The organism is Halobacillus massiliensis (genome assembly GCF_900166625.1).
GTDB lineage: Bacteria > Bacillota > Bacilli > Bacillales > Halobacillaceae > Halobacillus_A > Halobacillus_A massiliensis.
Map to the genome: position 1 here is coordinate 2,210,060 of NZ_LT800499.1, position 17,169 is coordinate 2,227,228.

At 40.8% G+C, this 17,169-nt stretch carries 19 protein-coding genes and 1 pseudogene; 18 read left to right on the top strand and 2 right to left on the bottom strand.

The genetic code is table 11. The features are described from left to right. Window positions 1–6 precede the first annotated feature (6 nt). The 6 genes from B7E06_RS11025 to B7E06_RS11045 all read left to right on the top strand — a co-directional run bounded on the left by B7E06_RS11025 (window position 7) and on the right by B7E06_RS11045 (window position 4,624). Window positions 7–1,497, top strand: coding sequence for a carboxypeptidase M32 (locus B7E06_RS11025; RefSeq protein ID WP_082234032.1), 1,491 nt, complete (start codon window positions 7–9; stop codon window positions 1,495–1,497). Between the two features lie 102 nt (window positions 1,498–1,599). Next, window positions 1,600–2,367 (top strand): SDR family NAD(P)-dependent oxidoreductase, encoded by a 768-nt coding sequence (locus B7E06_RS11030; protein WP_082234033.1) that lies wholly within the window; start codon window positions 1,600–1,602, stop codon window positions 2,365–2,367. A gap of 59 nt (window positions 2,368–2,426) precedes the next feature. Further along, on the top strand, window positions 2,427–3,509 hold the full coding sequence (locus tag B7E06_RS11035) for a type III polyketide synthase (protein ID WP_082234034.1): 1,083 nt from the start codon (window positions 2,427–2,429) through the stop codon (window positions 3,507–3,509). After that, complete coding sequence (locus B7E06_RS11040; protein WP_245807722.1) at window positions 3,509–4,009, top strand: isoprenylcysteine carboxyl methyltransferase family protein; 501 nt, start codon at window positions 3,509–3,511, stop codon at window positions 4,007–4,009. Before B7E06_RS11035 ends, B7E06_RS11040 begins: the two co-directional genes overlap by 1 nt. A 79-nt stretch (window positions 4,010–4,088) precedes the next feature. Then, entirely contained in the window at window positions 4,089–4,262 is a 174-nt protein-coding gene (locus B7E06_RS21875; RefSeq protein ID WP_179134038.1) for a hypothetical protein, read from the top strand. A gap of 92 nt (window positions 4,263–4,354) precedes the next feature. After that, window positions 4,355–4,624: a DUF6123 family protein gene (locus tag B7E06_RS11045; protein WP_082234036.1), complete on the top strand. Its 270-nt coding sequence runs from the start codon at window positions 4,355–4,357 to the stop codon at window positions 4,622–4,624. A gap of 115 nt (window positions 4,625–4,739) precedes the next feature. Here the strand turns inward: B7E06_RS11045 and B7E06_RS11050 are convergent, their stop codons facing one another. Next, entirely contained in the window at window positions 4,740–5,132 is a 393-nt protein-coding gene (locus tag B7E06_RS11050) for a reverse transcriptase-like protein (protein WP_082234037.1), read from the bottom strand. A gap of 12 nt (window positions 5,133–5,144) precedes the next feature. Next, a complete protein-coding gene (locus B7E06_RS11055) occupies window positions 5,145–5,816 on the bottom strand; it encodes a queuosine precursor transporter (protein ID WP_082234038.1) in 672 nt (223 codons plus the stop codon). A 164-nt stretch (window positions 5,817–5,980) separates the two neighbouring features. Between B7E06_RS11055 and B7E06_RS11060 the strand changes: the two are divergent. The 12 genes and pseudogenes from B7E06_RS11060 (at window position 5,981) to B7E06_RS11115 (ending at window position 17,166) form a co-directional block, all read left to right on the top strand. Then, window positions 5,981–7,647, top strand: a pseudogene (locus tag B7E06_RS11060) (formate--tetrahydrofolate ligase). Window positions 7,648–7,667: 20 nt separating this feature from the next. Further along, on the top strand, window positions 7,668–8,522 hold the full coding sequence (locus B7E06_RS11065; protein ID WP_082234039.1) for a DUF72 domain-containing protein: 855 nt from the start codon (window positions 7,668–7,670) through the stop codon (window positions 8,520–8,522). A gap of 9 nt (window positions 8,523–8,531) precedes the next feature. Beyond that, on the top strand, window positions 8,532–9,155 hold the full coding sequence (locus B7E06_RS11070) for an HD domain-containing protein (RefSeq protein ID WP_082234040.1): 624 nt from the start codon (window positions 8,532–8,534) through the stop codon (window positions 9,153–9,155). Then, window positions 9,145–10,101: a thymidylate synthase gene (locus B7E06_RS11075; protein WP_082234041.1), complete on the top strand. Its 957-nt coding sequence runs from the start codon at window positions 9,145–9,147 to the stop codon at window positions 10,099–10,101. Before B7E06_RS11070 ends, B7E06_RS11075 begins: the two co-directional genes overlap by 11 nt. 30 nt (window positions 10,102–10,131) lie before the next feature. Further along, window positions 10,132–10,626, top strand: coding sequence for a dihydrofolate reductase (locus B7E06_RS11080; RefSeq protein ID WP_082234042.1), 495 nt, complete (start codon window positions 10,132–10,134; stop codon window positions 10,624–10,626). Next, a complete protein-coding gene (gene mobA / locus B7E06_RS11085; protein ID WP_082234043.1) occupies window positions 10,626–11,222 on the top strand; it encodes a molybdenum cofactor guanylyltransferase in 597 nt (198 codons plus the stop codon). Before B7E06_RS11080 ends, mobA begins: the two co-directional genes overlap by 1 nt. A 94-nt stretch (window positions 11,223–11,316) precedes the next feature. Further along, window positions 11,317–11,517 carry a twin-arginine translocase TatA/TatE family subunit gene (locus B7E06_RS11090; protein ID WP_082234044.1) on the top strand — a complete coding sequence of 67 codons (201 nt, stop codon included), beginning with the start codon at window positions 11,317–11,319 and terminating at the stop codon, window positions 11,515–11,517. 24 nt (window positions 11,518–11,541) lie between these two features. After that, entirely contained in the window at window positions 11,542–11,730 is a 189-nt protein-coding gene (locus B7E06_RS11095) for a twin-arginine translocase TatA/TatE family subunit (protein WP_082234045.1), read from the top strand. 72 nt (window positions 11,731–11,802) lie between these two features. Continuing rightward, entirely contained in the window at window positions 11,803–12,567 is a 765-nt protein-coding gene (gene tatC, locus B7E06_RS11100) for a twin-arginine translocase subunit TatC (RefSeq protein WP_082234046.1), read from the top strand. 16 nt (window positions 12,568–12,583) lie between these two features. Continuing rightward, window positions 12,584–12,802 (top strand): YozE family protein, encoded by a 219-nt coding sequence (locus B7E06_RS11105; protein ID WP_082235985.1) that lies wholly within the window; start codon window positions 12,584–12,586, stop codon window positions 12,800–12,802. 100 nt (window positions 12,803–12,902) lie between these two features. Further along, entirely contained in the window at window positions 12,903–14,057 is a 1,155-nt protein-coding gene (locus B7E06_RS11110) for an exonuclease SbcCD subunit D (protein WP_082234047.1), read from the top strand. A 4-nt stretch (window positions 14,058–14,061) separates the two neighbouring features. Next, window positions 14,062–17,166: an AAA family ATPase gene (locus B7E06_RS11115; RefSeq protein WP_082234048.1), complete on the top strand. Its 3,105-nt coding sequence runs from the start codon at window positions 14,062–14,064 to the stop codon at window positions 17,164–17,166. Window positions 17,167–17,169 lie beyond the last annotated feature (3 nt).

Consider the following 17,169-nt stretch of genomic DNA (forward strand, 5'->3'; position numbering starts at 1 on the left):
TTACTTGTGAAAACAACAGAACAAAAATTTTGGGATCATTTAAGAGAACAGACTTCCTTTGGTGAAGCAATTGGACTGATGGCCTGGGATATGAGAACGAAGGCGCCTAAAAAAGGGATGGATCACCGTTCGGAAGTCATAGGATTGCTCTCTCAGAAAGTGCATGATCTTCAAACATCTGAGACTTTAAAAAGTTACATTGATGAATTGAAGCCTCAAACAGAACCTGGACTTCTAAGAGATGCACTTCTGGAAGCTGAGGATACCTATAATAAACAAACAAAAATTCCAACAGAGCTGTACAAAAAATTTGTTACTGTTCAGACGAAAGCAGAATCGGTATGGGTAGAAGCTAAAGAACAAAATGATTTTGAAAGCTTCCGCCCTTACCTTGAACAACTTGTTGATTTTAACCGACAGTTTGCTTCGTACTGGGGCTATGAGAACCATCCTTATGATGCTTTGCTTGATCAATATGAGCCGGGAATTACAGTAGAGAAGCTCGATGAAGTATTTCCGCCGCTTCGTGAATCTTTAACCGCTCTTTTAAATAACATTCAGAACTCTCCTAATCAGCCGGATGCTTCTGTCTTAAAAGGCCATTTTCCAAAAGAAAAACAGGAAGCTTTCAGCGAAGTCGTATTAAAAAGAATGAATTATGATTTTAATGCAGGACGCCTTGATGAAACCGTACACCCTTTTGCAATAGGCCTTAACACTGGAGATGTAAGAGTAACGACTAAATATGATGAAACTGATTTTCGTACAGCGGTATTTGGTACCATTCATGAAGGAGGACATGCGCTTTACGAGCAGAATATAGATCCTCAGCTCGCCTTTACACCACTTGCTACAGGAACTTCTATGGGTATTCATGAATCTCAATCATTGTTCTGGGAAAACTTTGTAGCCAGAAGCCGCTCCTTCTGGCAGAACCATTATCAGCTTTTTCAGGACTATGCTCCCGAGAATTTTAAGCAGCTTGATTTTACAGATTTCTTCCATGCAATCAACGAAGTCAAACCTTCCCTTATACGAATCGAAGCAGATGAACTGACGTATCCTCTTCATATTATGATTCGATATGAGTTGGAAAAGGCTTTAATTAACGGAGATATCGAGGTTCGTGATCTTCCCGATTTGTGGAACCAGAAGATGAAGGATTATTTAGGAATTGTTCCGCCGACAAATTCTGAAGGAGTTCTCCAGGACATTCACTGGGCAGGTGGAGACTTTGGTTATTTTCCTTCTTATGCCCTCGGGTACATGTATGCCGCTCAACTTAACTATGTCCTGCGTCAAGAGCTGAATATGGACGATTTAATGGAAAAAGGAGATTTTGCTCAGATTCAGAAGTGGCTGACAGAGAAAGTACACCGCTTCGGTAAGCGCAAAAAACCGCTTGCTATTCTTCACGATGTAACTGGTGAAGGACTTAATTCAAGTTATCTAGTGGAATACTTAACAGCAAAATATAAGATGATTTATCAGTTTTAAAACTTAAAGCCAGGCCCCCGGTAATTTTATCGGGGGATTTTTTCTTGCTTAAACTTAAAATGGTATAATATTTTTAAAGTTCCAGAAAAAGGCGGGGAGAATATGTATTTACCTAATTTTCGATTAGATGGACAATTATCTGTAGTGACTGGTGGTACGAAAGGAATCGGCCGGGCAATTGCGCTGGCTTTTGCAGAATCCGGTTCGGATATTATCTTAATTGCAAGAAATAAAGAAGCACTCTTACATACGAAAGAAGAAATTCAATCACTCGGAAAAGAAGCAATTATCATTCAGGCTGATGTTGCTGATTACAAAGAAATAATCGATCAAGTCGAAAGTGTCCGAGACGGACGATCTATCGATGTATGGGTTAATAATGCCGGCATGAACATTCGCAGTGAAGCCGAACATGTAACAGAAGGAGAGTGGGAGCAGATAATATCAACCAATATGAAAAGTGCATTTTTCCTTTCCCAATATGCCGCTTCCGTTATGAAAGATCGTAAGAAAGGAAAGATCATTAATATTTCGTCAGTAGGCGGGCATACAGCCCTTCGTACTGGAGTCGTTTATGCAATGACGAAGAGCGCCCTTATTCAAATGACGAAAAACCTGGCGATGGAATGGGGCAAGTATCAGATTAATGTAAATGCCATAGGTCCATGGTATTTTAAAACCTCTCTCACTGAAAAGCTGCTGCAAAACGAGGAGTACGTAGAGGCTATAAAAGAGAGAACACCTTTAAAGCGAATTGGAGAATTAAAAGAATTGACCGGAAGTGCCTTGCTGTTAGCATCAGATGCCGGCAGTTACATGACAGGGCAGACTTTATTTGTTGACGGCGGAATGACGATTTATGGTTTTTAGAAAAGCATAAAATCAAGCAGATAGGTCATCCTATAACTGTTCCAGAAAGGATGGGTTGGATGGCCTACATTATTTCCTGTGGGATAAAAGAAGCAGAATACTCTTACACACAGCAAGAAATACAGAAATTTGTTGAGCAGGTATTTCCTATGAGCAGCAGGGAAAAAAACCGACTGATGCCTGTCTTTGAAAATGCTGATATTACTTCCAGACAATTTGCCTGCCCGCTTGAGTGGTTTGAAAACAGCCATGAACTTGAAGAAGTGAACGAAACTTACCATAAAATTTCCCTTCAGTATGCTAAAGAAGCTGTGGAACGCTGTCTTGCTCATCACAAGCTGATTAATAAAGTGGAAGCTTCGGAAATTGAACATATTATTTTTGTTTCTTCGACAGGGATCGCAACTCCTACAATTGATGCTTATTTGATGGATGAGCTTCAAATGAATGAGTATGTGAAACGGACCCCTATTTTCGGTTTAGGATGTGCTGGTGGTACAAGCGGAGTGGCAAAAGCGTTCGAATGGTTAAAAGGAAACCCAGAGAGCAATGTACTTTTGATAGCGGTTGAGTTATGCAGTCTGACTTTTCAACATAATGATAAAAGTGCCAGTAATGTAGTCGGTGCGGCATTATTTGCTGACGGTGCCGCTGCTGTTCTGCTTGCAGGGGATAACTCACCTCTTGTAAACAGGACAAAAGGTAATCTGCCTTATGTTTTAGAGGCGAGTACGAGAACAAAGCCTCACAGCCAGTCCGTGATGGGATGGAAAGTAGTGAATACAGGCTTCGAAGTGATTTTTAAGAAAAATATTCCAAAGCTCGTCCGAACATTTTGGAAAGAACACATAGAGGACTGCTTATTAAATAGCAGGTGGAAGAAAGAAGACCTTCCCTTTATTATTGCCCATCCCGGCGGTAAAAAAGTGCTCGAATCTTACGTAGAATGTCTGAACTTAAATCCTTCTGTGCTCGAAAAATCAAAAAACATTTTAAATAAACATGGAAATATGTCATCACCGACCGTCCTCTATGTACTCGAGAAAGTAATGCAGGAAGAACATAAAAAAGGTACACGCTCTCTCATGACGTCTTTAGGGCCCGGCTTCACTTCTGAAATTGTTCAATTGGAGTGGGTATGATGTGGTGGTGGCTGTATTTATTTATCATCGCTCAGCGTCTCCTGGAATTGGCCATTGCGAAATACAATGAAAAATGGATGATAGAGCAGGGAGCCGTTAAAGTGGAATGCTCACACTATTTTTTATTTATAATCCTTCATAGTGGTTTTTTATTCTTCATTTTTATAGAATCATTTTTATTGAAAAATGGAGCTTTACTGCTGTCTCCCTTTCTACTTGCAGCATTCATAATATTACAGCTGCTGCGGGTATGGTGTATCACGTCACTGGGGCGAAAGTGGAATACGAAAATCATTGTGCTTCCAAATAGTCCTCTTGTTGCAAAAGGACCTTACCGTTATATAAAACACCCCAATTATTTGATCGTTTTCTTTGAATTGCTAATTATTCCGCTCTTATTTCAAGCTTATGTTACAGCATTACTTTTCCCGGTTCTGCATTTTCTCGTACTAAAAATTAGAATTCCTGCTGAAGAACTAGCCCTAAGCGGAAAATTCTAAAAATTATTGCAACAGGAGAGAACATCTGCTAAAATCTAATTAGTAATGAAAATCGTTATCAATTAAGGTGGGTGTAAGAATGCTCTTGCTTATATTGTTTTTTACGGCCGTATACACAGCCATGGCCGTCTGGATTCTTGCGAAAGTCGGATCTAAGCCGGCACAATCTGTTCAAAGCTCATTGATTCACCCTTTTAAAAAGTCGTCTGCTGACAGGCGAAAAGCATATGAACATTCTATTTCGGCGAGGTGATTCCACCTGGCCGTTTATTTTTGCTATACTGGTGACAGAGAAAGTTAGCGAAGTTTGTCGTTGCTGGATATTAAAGTGATAAGGAGCGTTCTATGAAGCAGACTGATACATTAGCTTATTACTTGGAGGATTTATGGACGAAAGGCTTTAAACTGTCAGATAAAGATGTGCATTTTATCTATTTTGGAAAGTATTCCGCCAATGCTGAGGAATGGAAAGTTATATTAGCACTAAAAGTTACGCTAAAGCTGCAGCAGGCTTTTGACCCGAGCTTTTTTATCAGTGTTCTTGAACATATTTCTTCAGAAGAAATTACAACAAGAAAGCAAGCTTATCTTTCTTTAGAAAAGCAAGGGATTTAAAACTGAGGCTGTGGTACTGGGTATTTTTTAAAAGACTTCGTGAAAAGACCTTTGAAACTTCATCCTAATGCACTAGTATAAGCAATGAAAATAAAAAAAATCAGCAGCATTTCGGCTACTGATTTTTCTTTAATTCGGCCCGTGCTACACGGTCAGCATTCTTGTTTGATTTATCCGGTATCCATTTATAAAAAACCATGGAAAAAGATTCCTGAATTTGAATGATCTGTTCTAGAATAGGGGCAAACCTTGAGTTTTTGCTGTACTGCTGATCAAGTGCATGAACAGCTGATTGAGAATCCGAGCGAACGGATAGTATTTCTCCAGGATATTTATCTTGGCAAATTTTTAACGCATGTAGAATGGCTAGAAATTCTGCTTCGTGATTGGTCATTTCTCCTAGATATACAGCGTATTCATCCGAGGAACGGCCATTCTTTATAATTATCCCCGCGGCACAGGGACCTGGGTTGCCAGCGGCGGCAGCGTCTGTATATACTTCAATCATAGTAGCCCTCCCTTAGCGGTTTATTGATTTGGCCCAGTACATAAACGGTGTATCAAGTGCAGCGACTAAAAATTTAATGAAGTATGTGGTCAAAAAGATTTCCAGCCAAATATCTGCTGGATACGTGCCGTAAAAGGCGATAGCACAGAAAATCGCACTGTCAAGCAGCTGACTGATCATCGTACTGACATTGTTGCGAAGCCAAAGCGTGCGGTCACTTTTAAAGATTTTCCTTATTTTTGTATATATCCACACATCAAAATGCTGACTGACAATATAAGCAGTCAGGCTGCCTAAAGCGATTTGCGGTCCGATGCTGAAAAGTGTCGCCATTGCTTCATGGGCGATATCACCTTCAGCGGGTGTAAATAACAAGGCTCCCTGCATAATTGTTGTCATTACTAATAAAGTAGAAAAACCAATCCAGACAGCTTGTTTGGCTTCTTCTTTACCGTATTTTTCATTTAAGATATCAGTGGCTAGAAACGCTGTCCCATAAAGGATGTTCCCTAGTGTTGCCGTAACTCCAAACAGTTCGATAGTTTTAACAACCTGAATGTTGGCGATAACTGTAGCCATTCCAATCCAGACAAATAATCCGGTTTTTCCAAACAACCGGTACATCCCCAAGAGCAAACAAAAATTTATAAGGGCAAAAATAATCCAAATCCATTCATTACTCATCATGATTCCTCCTTAGTTTTGGTAAAGCGGGAGTTCACGAACCGCTGTCACACAGCCTTTAATTATACGGATTGGCTGTAGAACAATCAAACCTTATTTGTCTTTACCCAAAATATCGGCGATTTATATTACAATAAAGACATAGATCTAAGGGAGATGAGGATATGAAATCAGACATAGAGATTGCTCGTGATGCTAAGATGCTTCCTATTAAAAAAATAGCAGAAATGTTACAGCTGGAGGAAACAGACTGGGAACCATATGGCCATTATAAAGCTAAATTGTCACATGCTCTATTGCAGAAGCTTCAGCATAAAAGCTCTGGTAAGGTTATTTTAACCACGTCAATTAATCCAACACCCGCCGGAGAAGGGAAATCAACAGTAACAGTCGGGCTGGCTCAGGCACTGAATCGTATTGGTCACAAGGCGGTAGTTGCACTGAGAGAGCCTTCACTTGGCCCCGTTATGGGGTTAAAAGGAGGAGCAGCAGGCGGCGGGTACTCTCAAGTGATACCGATGGAGGATATAAACCTTCATTTCACTGGCGATTTGCATGCCCATCAGCGAACAATGCTTTATCTGCTTTTATCGATAACCACATCCATCAAGGAAATGAGTTGAATATAGATCCTAGAAGAATTGTGTGGAAACGCGTCCTCGATATAAATGATCGGGCATTAAGAGAAGTCATTGTCGGACTGGGAGGACCTGCAAAAGGAGTACCGAGGCAGGAAGAATTTATGATTACCGTAGCCTCCGAGATCATGGCCGTACTTTGTCTATCGGACAGCTTAGTCAATCTCAAAGTAAGACTCTCAAGAATGGTAGTCGCCTATACATATGAACAGCTGCCGATAACTGTTAAAGATCTAGGATTTGAAGGTGCTCTAACTCTCTTGCTTAACCAGGCGATGAAGCCAAATTTAGTACAAACCATTGAAAATACACCAGCAATTATTCATGGAGGTCCTTTTGCCAACATTGCCCATGGCTGTAATAGTGTCGTCGCCACAAAATTGGCAGCTAAACTGGGAGATTATGTAGTAACTGAAGCAGGTTTTGGAGCAGACCTGGGGGCAGAGAAATTCATGAACATTAAAGCAAGAGCTGGAAAAATTGAGCCGGATGTTGTCGTGATTGTAGCTACCATACGGGCTCTTAAACTACACGGAGGACTGCCAAAGAGCGACCTTAATGAGGAGAATCTCCCATCTTTAAAGAATGGTGTCGTCAACTTAAAAAAGCATATCGAAACAATACAGCAGTTTGGGATTCCTTTTGTTGTAGCAATTAATCAGTTTCCCTCAGATACATACCCTGAGATTAATTATTTGAAGGAATGGTGCAAGAAACAGGGGATTGAAGCTTCTGTTGCTGACGTGTTTAAAAATGGAGGAGCAGGTGCTGAAGAACTTGCTAACATCGCTGTCTCTGCTTCTAAAGCAAAACAACAGCCTGTCGTTCACACGTATAAACTGACCGATAAGCTTGAAGAGAAAATCTTAAAGATTGCCCAACGAGTATATGGCGCTGACGGGATTTCTTTTACTGGAGCTGCAAAGAAACAGCTGGACCAATTAAAAGCCATGGGATATGATGACCTGCCTGTCTGTATGGCAAAAACTCAATACTCCCTATCTGATGATCCTTCCTTAATCGGCTGGCCTCAAGGCTTCACGGTAACTATAAGAGATCTAAAAGTGTCAGCAGGCGCTGGTTTTATTGTTGTCCTGACAGGGAATGTCATGACAATGCCGGGACTTCCGAAAAAACCAGCAGCATTAAATATGGATATAACAAACAAAGGTCAAATTAAAGGTCTTTTTTAAATAAAACGGGAGGGGAGAAAATGTCAATTCGAATTGGTGTGACGGGATGGGGGGACCATGCGTCCATTTACCCGGATTCTGTTAAATCTGATGAGAAGCTGGAAGTATATGGCGCTCATTTTCCGGTTGTTGAGGTAGACACCGCTTTTTATGCGATTCAGTCTGTCGACCGCTATAAAAAGTGGGTCAGCCAGACACCTGATTCTTTCAAGTTTGTAGTTAAAGCTTTTCAGCAAATGACCGGACATGATCGGGGAACACGCTCTGTTCAGGAAGCGAAGGATTTAGTCAAACGTTATGAAGAATCGATACAGCCGGTGGTCGAAGCCGGAAAACTTCAAAATATACTATTTCAATTTCCGCCATGGTTTGATGTAAAAAAAGAAAATATTAAAAAACTGCGGCTGATTAAAGAGTGGCTGGAAGATTATCCTTTAGCGCTCGAGTTTAGAAACAGAACATGGTTTACAGATGAATATAAAAATCAGACGTTGGAGTTTATGAGAGAACACCAATGGATTCATACAATTTGTGATGAGCCGCAGGCTGGAGAAAGTTCCGTTCCGCTCGTGGAAGAAACCACTCATCCCACCCAGACACTTGTCAGGTTTCACGGCAGGAATGTACATGGCTGGAATAAAAACGGTCGTAAAGACTGGAGAAAAGTCCGGTTTCTCTACCGTTATAACGAAGAAGAACTTCAGGAATGGAAAGAAAGAGTGGAACGAATTAAACAGCAGACACCGGAAGTTACTCTTCTGTTTAACAACAATTCGGGCGGAGATGCTGCTGATAATGCTAAGCAAATGCAGGAGCTGCTTGAAATCGAATACGAAGATCTTAATCCAAGACAAATGGACTTTTTTAATTTCTAGAGGTGGACTATGCAGAAAAATAAATGGCTTAAAGAAATCCGCTTATATATTCAGCCTTTTTTCAAAGATGACCCAACAGGTCATGACTACCAGCATATGAAGCGGGTCGCACACTGGTCCCGCTTCATAGCCGAGGCTGAAGGGGCGGACCCGTTTACAGCGGAGGCAGCCGGATGGCTTCATGACATTGGAGATAAAAAACTTTTTAATGATCCAAAACAGGCTCTTCTTGAAATGTACCGTTTTCTTGAGTCTCTTGAAATGGAGACAGAGACTATTAAAGAAATCCGGCTGGCTGTAAAAGATGTCTCTTTTACTAAAGGAACAGTTCCGACGACTCTTGAAGGGAAAATTGTACAGGACGCGGATCGTCTTGATGCAATTGGGGCTGTAGGTATGGCACGTACTTTTGCTTTTGGGGGAGCGAAAGGGCAGCTTATATATGGGGAAGAGGCAACGTCTATACAGCACTTCTACGATAAGCTTTTGCACTTAGCTTCAGGAATGCACACGAATTATGCCAGAAAGGAAGCAGAAAAACGGCATCAATTTATGTTAAACTATTTGGAGCAATTCTATAGGGAATGGAATATCGACAACAACGAAGGGACGGATATGTCCAATGAGCAATGAACAGCAGTATTTAAATCTTTGTAAACATGTTTTAGATAAAGGAAATGTAAAAAACGATCGAACAGGGACGGGTACATATTCAAAATTTGGCCATCAAATGAGATTCGATTTACAGGAAGGTTTTCCTCTTCTCACAACGAAGAGAGTACCCTTTCGCTTAATTGTCAGCGAATTGCTTTGGTTTATAAACGGCGACACGAACATCAGGTACCTGCTCAAGCACAATAACAACATTTGGAATGAATGGGCATTTGAATCCTATGTAAACAGCGGGGAATATGACGGCCCTGACATGCAGAACTTTGGCATTCGAAGTCAGCAGGATGAGGAATTCAACACCCTCTACCAGCAGCAAATGGAGATATTTAAAGACCGAATTCTTAAGGAAGATGCGTTCAGCGAAAAATTTGGAAACCTCGGTTCCGTTTACGGGAAGCAGTGGAGAGCGTGGGAAACGACCCGCGGGGAAACTATTGACCAGTTAAAGGACGTCATTGAAAATATTAAAAGTAATCCGGATTCCAGGCGCCATATAGTTACCGCCTGGAATCCGGAAGATGTGCCTTCTAACATGGCGCTTCCTCCCTGCCATATGATGTTTCAATTTTACGTGGCAGACGGGAAGCTGTCCTGCCATCTCTACCAGCGAAGCGGCGATATCTTCCTTGGTGTTCCATTTAATATTGCAAGCTATGCGTTACTGACCCACTTAATCGCACAGGAATGCGGACTAGAACCGGGAGACTTTGTTCATACTTTAGGGGACGCCCACATTTATCAAAACCATATCAGCCAGGTGGAAAAACAATTGGGACGTACTCCTAAAGATCCGCCGAAGCTGTGGCTGAATAAAGAAAAAGAGAGTGTTTTTGACTTTGAAATGGACGATATAAAAATCGAGGGCTATGAACCTCACCCGGGTATAAAAGCACCTGTTGCCGTTTAAGTTATTTGAAAATATAGAAGAGGTGTAGAGATGATTTCATTTGTATTTGCAATGGACAAAAACCAGTTAATTGGAAAAGACAATGATTTGCCATGGTATATTCCAAGAGACTTTAAGTTCTTTAAGGATGTGACATGGGGAGAGACAATTGTTATGGGAAGAAAGACGTTTGAATCATTCGGAAAACCTCTTCCTAACCGGCGGCATATTATTCTAACTTCCAACAGAGATTATGAGGTGGAAGGCTGTGAAATCATCCATACCTCAGATGAAATTATTCGGCTGAATGAAACCTATCCAGAGAAAGAATGGTTTGTGATCGGCGGCAGTGTCCTTTTTGAAAAAATGATGCCGTACGCGGACCGCATGTATATGACATATATCGATCATGAATTTGAAGGCGATACGTATTTTCCGGAGTTTGAAGAAGTGGAATGGAACCTAATAGAAGAGACTAAAGGGATAAAAGATGAAAAGAATCCGTATGACTATTACTTTAGAATCTATGACCGAGTGAGAGCCTGATGCAGAATATTAGCGGTGCTATTTTGGCTGGCGGCCATTCAAGGAGAATGGGGGAAGACAAAGCCCTTCTTCCTTTAAGTCATGATATTGTCGCTGGTCACATCTATAAGAAAATGAAAGAAATGTTTGAGCAGGTCACTGTGAACCGTCCGGAAAAGCTCCCTGGAATTAATACTATCTATATAGAAGATATCTATAAAGACTGTGGTCCTTTAGGCGGGCTTCATGCTGTTTTGAAAAAAGCGGATACTGCTTTTACGGCTCTTGCCGCTTGTGATATGCCTTTTATTGAACCTGCTGTTATCCGGCAGCTCGCTTTAACAATCGATAAAGATACTGAAGCGGTGGTTCCTGTATTTAATGGCCGCAATCAGCCGCTCTCTGGCATTTATCATAAGTCTCTTGCATCTCAAGCGGAACAACTTCTTCAAAATGACGAGAGAAAAATGCAAAGTCTGCTTGATAATGTTTGTGTAAGGTACGTAAGAAATTTTGACAGCATAGATCCCTCTGCTGTAGAGTGGCACTTTTTTAATATGAACACAAAAACAGATTATGAAATGGCCCTTTCTCATTTTAACGACTCAGAAAAGTAGAGGATTACCAGTTATTTTTGATAAAACGTTTACGAAGTCTCTCCGATGATAGTATAATCATAGATAGGCATTATCTAAAAGGACGGTGAGAATTATGCTGACAAATATAGGCATCCCTGGCCTGATCTTAATCTTAGTCATTGCACTGGTCATTTTCGGCCCGAAGAAGCTTCCGGAAATTGGAAAAGCAACAGGAGAAACGCTTAGAGAATTTAAAAAATCTGCCCGTGATTTAACAGGAGAGGAAACGGTTTCATCTAAAGATGAGACTAAAGAATCCAACCCGCAAAAATAATTTTACAATCAGGAGTGTTGCTGCATGCTTTCTAATATCGGCGTGCCAGGTCTGATCCTTATTTTAGTCATTGCATTAGTCATCTTTGGTCCTGCGAAGCTTCCCGAAATCGGGAAAGCTTTCGGAAGTTCTTTAAAAGAATTTAAAAGAGCTGCTGGAGACTTAATGTCTGACGATACTAGTAAAAACAAAGATGATCAAAAACATAAATAGAGAAGATGTAAGGGAGCCCCCCTTACATCTTCTTTATGTCAGGCGTATGATTCGTCTGCTGGAGGTATCCTAATGTCAGAAATGAAACAAACAACGCAAGACGTCGAAATGAATATGACTGACCACTTAAGTGAGCTGCGCAGGCGGATTATCTGGTCGCTTGTCGCTTTTATTCTCTTTTTTATTCTTGGATTTGTTTTTATTCAGGATATCTATTCTTTTCTTGAAGCTGATATTCCCATTAAACTGAATGTAACGAGTCCTGGCGAAATCATTTGGATTTATTTTACCATTGCCAGCTTAGTAGCTATTATCGGCTCTCTGCCTTTTTTATGCCTGCAGCTTTGGCTGTTTATTAAACCAGCGTTAACAGCGAAAGAAAGAAAAGCCTCTTTAGGTTATATTCCGGCAATTTTTCTGCTTTTTGTAGCTGGATTATCTTTTGGTTATATTATTTTCGTACAGCTGATCCTGCCGTTTCTCCTTTCATTAAACGATGGCATGTTTAATGAACTGTTTACGGTAGAACGCTATTTTCGTTTTGTATTCAGGGTAACCATTCCGTTTGCTATTTTGTTTGAGATTCCTATTATTACTATGTTTTTAACCAGCTTAGGTGTAGTTAACCCCGAATTGCTAGTAAAAATTCGGAAATATGCTTACTTTGTATTAATCATCGTAGGGGCGATGGTTACGCCGCCTGATTTTATCCTGCAAATAGTCGTTGCGATTCCGCTTATAGTGCTATATGAAGTCAGTATTATTCTTTCGCGCATTGTTTATCGAAGAAAATTAAAAGCTCACCAGGAGTTTATGGAGAAAAATGAGCTTTCGTAAAAAGGAGGTAATTATTATTCGTTCCTTTTATCACTACATGATGAGATACCGGGGAAACAAGCAGCCTGATGAGGAAAAGCAGCTGGCTGACTGGATGTTTGAAGATCATGATTTCCCAAAACAAGCCACCACATATGATGAAGTCAGCCGCTATCTCGAATGGAATATTCCTTTTCCAAATGCTCTGGCTGTTTTTGATCGTTTGTTTGAAGATTATCAAATAAATGAAGAATAGCTTGCAAAAGGTACCTGTAAAAAGGTATCTTTTTATTTTTTTCAATCCAGTAAAATTTAGTATAATGAAACTAGTATAACAAGAAAGTTGGGCGTGTAATATGAAGATTTTGCATACAGCCGATTGGCATCTCGGTAAAATCGTGAACAATGTGTATATGACTGAAGACCAGGAAGATATTTTACATAAACTGCTTGAGATTGTGAAAACTTATCAGCCTGATGTCATCATTATCGCAGGCGACTTATATGACCGTTCCATACCTCCAAAAGAAGCTGTCGATCTGTTGAACCGTACGTTAACCACTTTGATTCAGGAATATAATATCCCTGTACTTGCGATTTCAGGAAACCACGATAGTGCGGACCGTCTCGAATTTGGATCAAAGATTTTCCGCTCGCAGGGATTATATTTGGAAACGAAATTGTCCAAGTCCTATGAGCCGGTAACTTTACAAGACGAACACGGGCCTGTCCATTTTCATTTAATTCCATATGTAGAGCCGGCAGAAGTAGCCTATTGGCTGGATGACAGCACGATAAAAACGCACCATCAGGCGGCGGAAGGGATCATCAGCTATATTCGCACACATTTCGATATGACTGAACGGCACATCTGGGTCGGCCACGCCTTTATCGCTGGCGGAATGGAGTCAGAGTCAGAAGAAAGGTTATCTATGATCGGCGGATCGCCTTATGTAGAAGCTTCTCTATTTGACGACTTTTCATATGTGGCTTTAGGACACCTGCATCAGGCACAAAAAATAAAAAGAGATGAAGTGCGGTATTCTGGTTCCATCCTTAAGTATTCCTTTTCCGAGGTTAATCATAATAAATCGGTCACGATGGTACATTTGGATGAAGAAAAAGTGGCTTACTTTGAAAAGCTGCCTCTTTATCCAAGAAGAGATTTTGAAATCGTAGAAGGCTATTTTAATGAACTTTTAGAAGGTTTACATGCAGCAAACAAAGAAAATTATTTGTATGTCCGCTTGCTCGATGATGGTCAGATTCTAGATCCTATGGGAAAACTTCGTAAGGTTTACCCTAATATTCTTCATTTAGAGCGCGCACGATTTACTCCGGACACTACATCAAAGAGCAGAGAAGAGTTAAAAGAGAGGCAGAAAATGGAGCCTGTTGATCTATTTGTCTCCTTTTACAGAGACATCAAAGGAGAAGAGCTTCCAGAGCACCGGCGGGAACTGATTGAAGCAGCCGTAGATACGTTAAGAAAAGAAGACAGGGAGAGGTAACATTATGAGAGCACTGCGACTGACGATGAATGCGTTTGGTCCATTTAAGCATAAGCAGCAAGTTGACTTTACAGAGCTCGGAAATGAAGCGATTTTTTTAATTACCGGTCCTACGGGAGCAGGGAAAACTTCGATATTTGATGCGATCTGCTTTGCGTTATATGGGAAGGCAAGCGGAACAGATCGTGATCAGGATACGTTAAAAAGCCATTTTGCCACCCCGGAAGAAACGACTTACGTGGAATTTGAATTTCTGCTGCGCGGCAAACACTACCGGATCGTTCGTCATCCAAAGCAGCTGAAAAAAAAGGAACGAGGCGAAGGACTTAAAGAGGAGCCGACGAGAGCCGATCTCTATATGATTCAAAATGGAGAAGATCGTCTGATGGCTTCTAAAATTAAAGAAGTGAATGAAGTAGTGGAGGAATTACTGCGGCTCGACTATGACCAATTCAGAAAAATGATTATGATCCCACAAGGAGAATTCAGACGGTTGATCTCTGAAAACAGTAAAGAGCGTGAAGAGATTTTACAAAAGATTTTTCGTACTTATTTTTACTCCGAACTGAGTGATCATTTCAGAAATGCTGCCAAAGGGCTTGAGGGAAAAATGAAAGAGTTCGAATGGAAAATCAATCAGGAAATTGAGAATGTAACATGGGAAGAACATGTGGAAGAAGAAAGGCTCCCAGCTGCCGCTGTAAAGGATCTAAAATCTTTAATTAAAAAGCAGAAAGACACAGTGAAAGAGACAGAAAAACAACAGGCCGTTCTTCAAGCTGAAACAGAAAAAGCCTACGATGCTTATCATACAGGCCTTGGAATTGAAGAATTATTTAAGGAGAAGAATACTCTTCTGGAAGAACAAAGGACACTTGCTGGCAAGGCGCCTGATATAAAACAGCTGGATAATAAAATAGAGGCTTCCCAAAAAGCATTCCAAGTGCAGCCTTTTGAAAGAGAATTTAAAGAACGCCTGGAAGAAAAAAGAAAGCTTAAGGTTTTAGTTGAGAAGCGGTCAGAGCTTCGCAGGGAACTTGAGAAAAAAGGTGAAAAGACAGCAGAAGTTTACAAAGAAGAACAGCAGAAGGAAACCGTACGGGAATCTTTAAAAGAGGATCTTAAACATAAGCTTGAGTTAAAAGAAAAGCTTAGTGAATACTTAGAACTTAAAAGACAGGAGAAAAAAACAGAGCAGACGCTTAAAACCTTTGAGCAGCAAAAGCAGCAGCTGGCAGAAAGTAGGGAAGTGCTTTTGAGTAAAAAGGAAAAAATGACCGAAGAAATGGCTCAGGAGCGAGAGGTTACCAAAGCTCTCTACGAAGAGAAGCAAAAGCTGACAGAGTTGGAAAGAACATTAAAGACAACAGAGCGGCTGATTTCCGAGTGGCGTAAGCTTATTGAACTGCGTAAACACTTTGAGAATTTAAGAAAAGAAGCGGTACAACAGGAAAAAATGAGAAATTCGGCAAAGTCTGCGTATGATCAGGCGATAGAAGCCTTGCAAAAACATCACGCCTACCATCTCGCACTGGAACTCTCTGAAGGTGATTCTTGTCCCGTCTGCGGTTCCAACAGCCATCCCCAGCTTGCCAAAAAGCCTGCTGAGCTCCCTTCCAATAGCGATATAAATGAATTAAAAAAGAAATACGAAGACTATGATGAAATATATTTGAAAAAGAATGAACAGATGACCTCAGCAAAAGTACGAGGGACATCACAGCGGGAGCTTGTGGATGCCATTCAAAAAGAGGAGAAAGACTTAGCCGGTCAAGAGTTTGATACCGAACAAATCAAGAAGAGATGGGAAGAACTGCGGCACAGATATGAACAATCGAAACAAACAGCTGAAAGCTTGGAGAAAAAGCTTGCTCGTATAGAGGAAACTGGAAAAAAACTGAAAGAAACGGAAAGCCAGTTGAACGAAGTTGTTAATAAAGAAGAAGCCTGCATGCAAGAGCTTTTAAAGGTGAAAGAGCAGAAGGTTACTCTTCAAACCCATTTGACTCACTATGTGAATCAATATGATTTTCCTGAAGCAGGCAAAATGGATCAAATCGTTTACGAGGCAAAAGAGAAGCTGAACAAGGCTGTGGAACAATGGGAAACTATTCAACAGCAGTACCAGGAAACGAATGAAAAGCTGCAGCGGGCGTTAACAGAAGAAAGAGAAAGTGAACGTCAATTAAAGCAGTCTGTATCGACATGTGAAGACAAAAAAACAGCATTTAATCAAACGCTCGACCAATTCGGCTTCTCTAACGAAGAAGCTTACAAGCAGGCATTGCTGGAACAATCAGAACTTCAGCGTTTAAAAGAACAAAGCGAGCAATATTACCGCAGGAAAACAGCAGTTGAAGATCAGTTGTCATTGCTAGATGAGAAACTTAAAACGTCCAGTCGTCCAAATCTAGAAAGCCTTTATGAAAAATGGCAGCAGTTGAAAAAGCAATCCACTGATATTCAGCAGGAAGTCAGTGAACAGCAGCTGAAAATCAAACATCATGAAGCCATAAGCGAAAAATTAGAAAACTATATAAATGAACAGGATAAGGTCGCCAAAGATTATTATGATTTAGCAGAAATATCTAATTTGGCAAGAGGGGATAATTCCCTCAGACTTTCATTGGAGCGCTATGTATTAGCTTCATACCTGGATGAAATTCTACTTCATGCAAATGTGCGATTTGACCAAATGAGTGATCATCGCTATCAGCTGATCCGAAGTGAACAGATTGCCAAGCGGGGAGCACAAAGCGGTCTTGATCTTGAGGTGACTGACCATCATACCGGACAGACGAGATCTGTAAGAACTCTCTCTGGTGGAGAAGGCTTTAAGGCAAGCTTAAGTCTTGCCCTAGGGATGGCAGACGTCGTGCAGGCCCATTCAGGCGGTGTTCAGCTCGATACTCTATTTATTGATGAAGGCTTTGGTACGCTTGATGAGATTTCGCTGGAGCAGGCGATTAACTGTTTGAGAACTCTTCAGGATGGAAACCGTATGTTAGGAGTCATTTCCCATGTGCAGCAGCTAAAAGAAGAAATACCTGCCAAGCTTCACGTAAATCCAAGCTCCTCTGGTTCAAGTGTTCAGTTTAAGTTCCAATAAAAG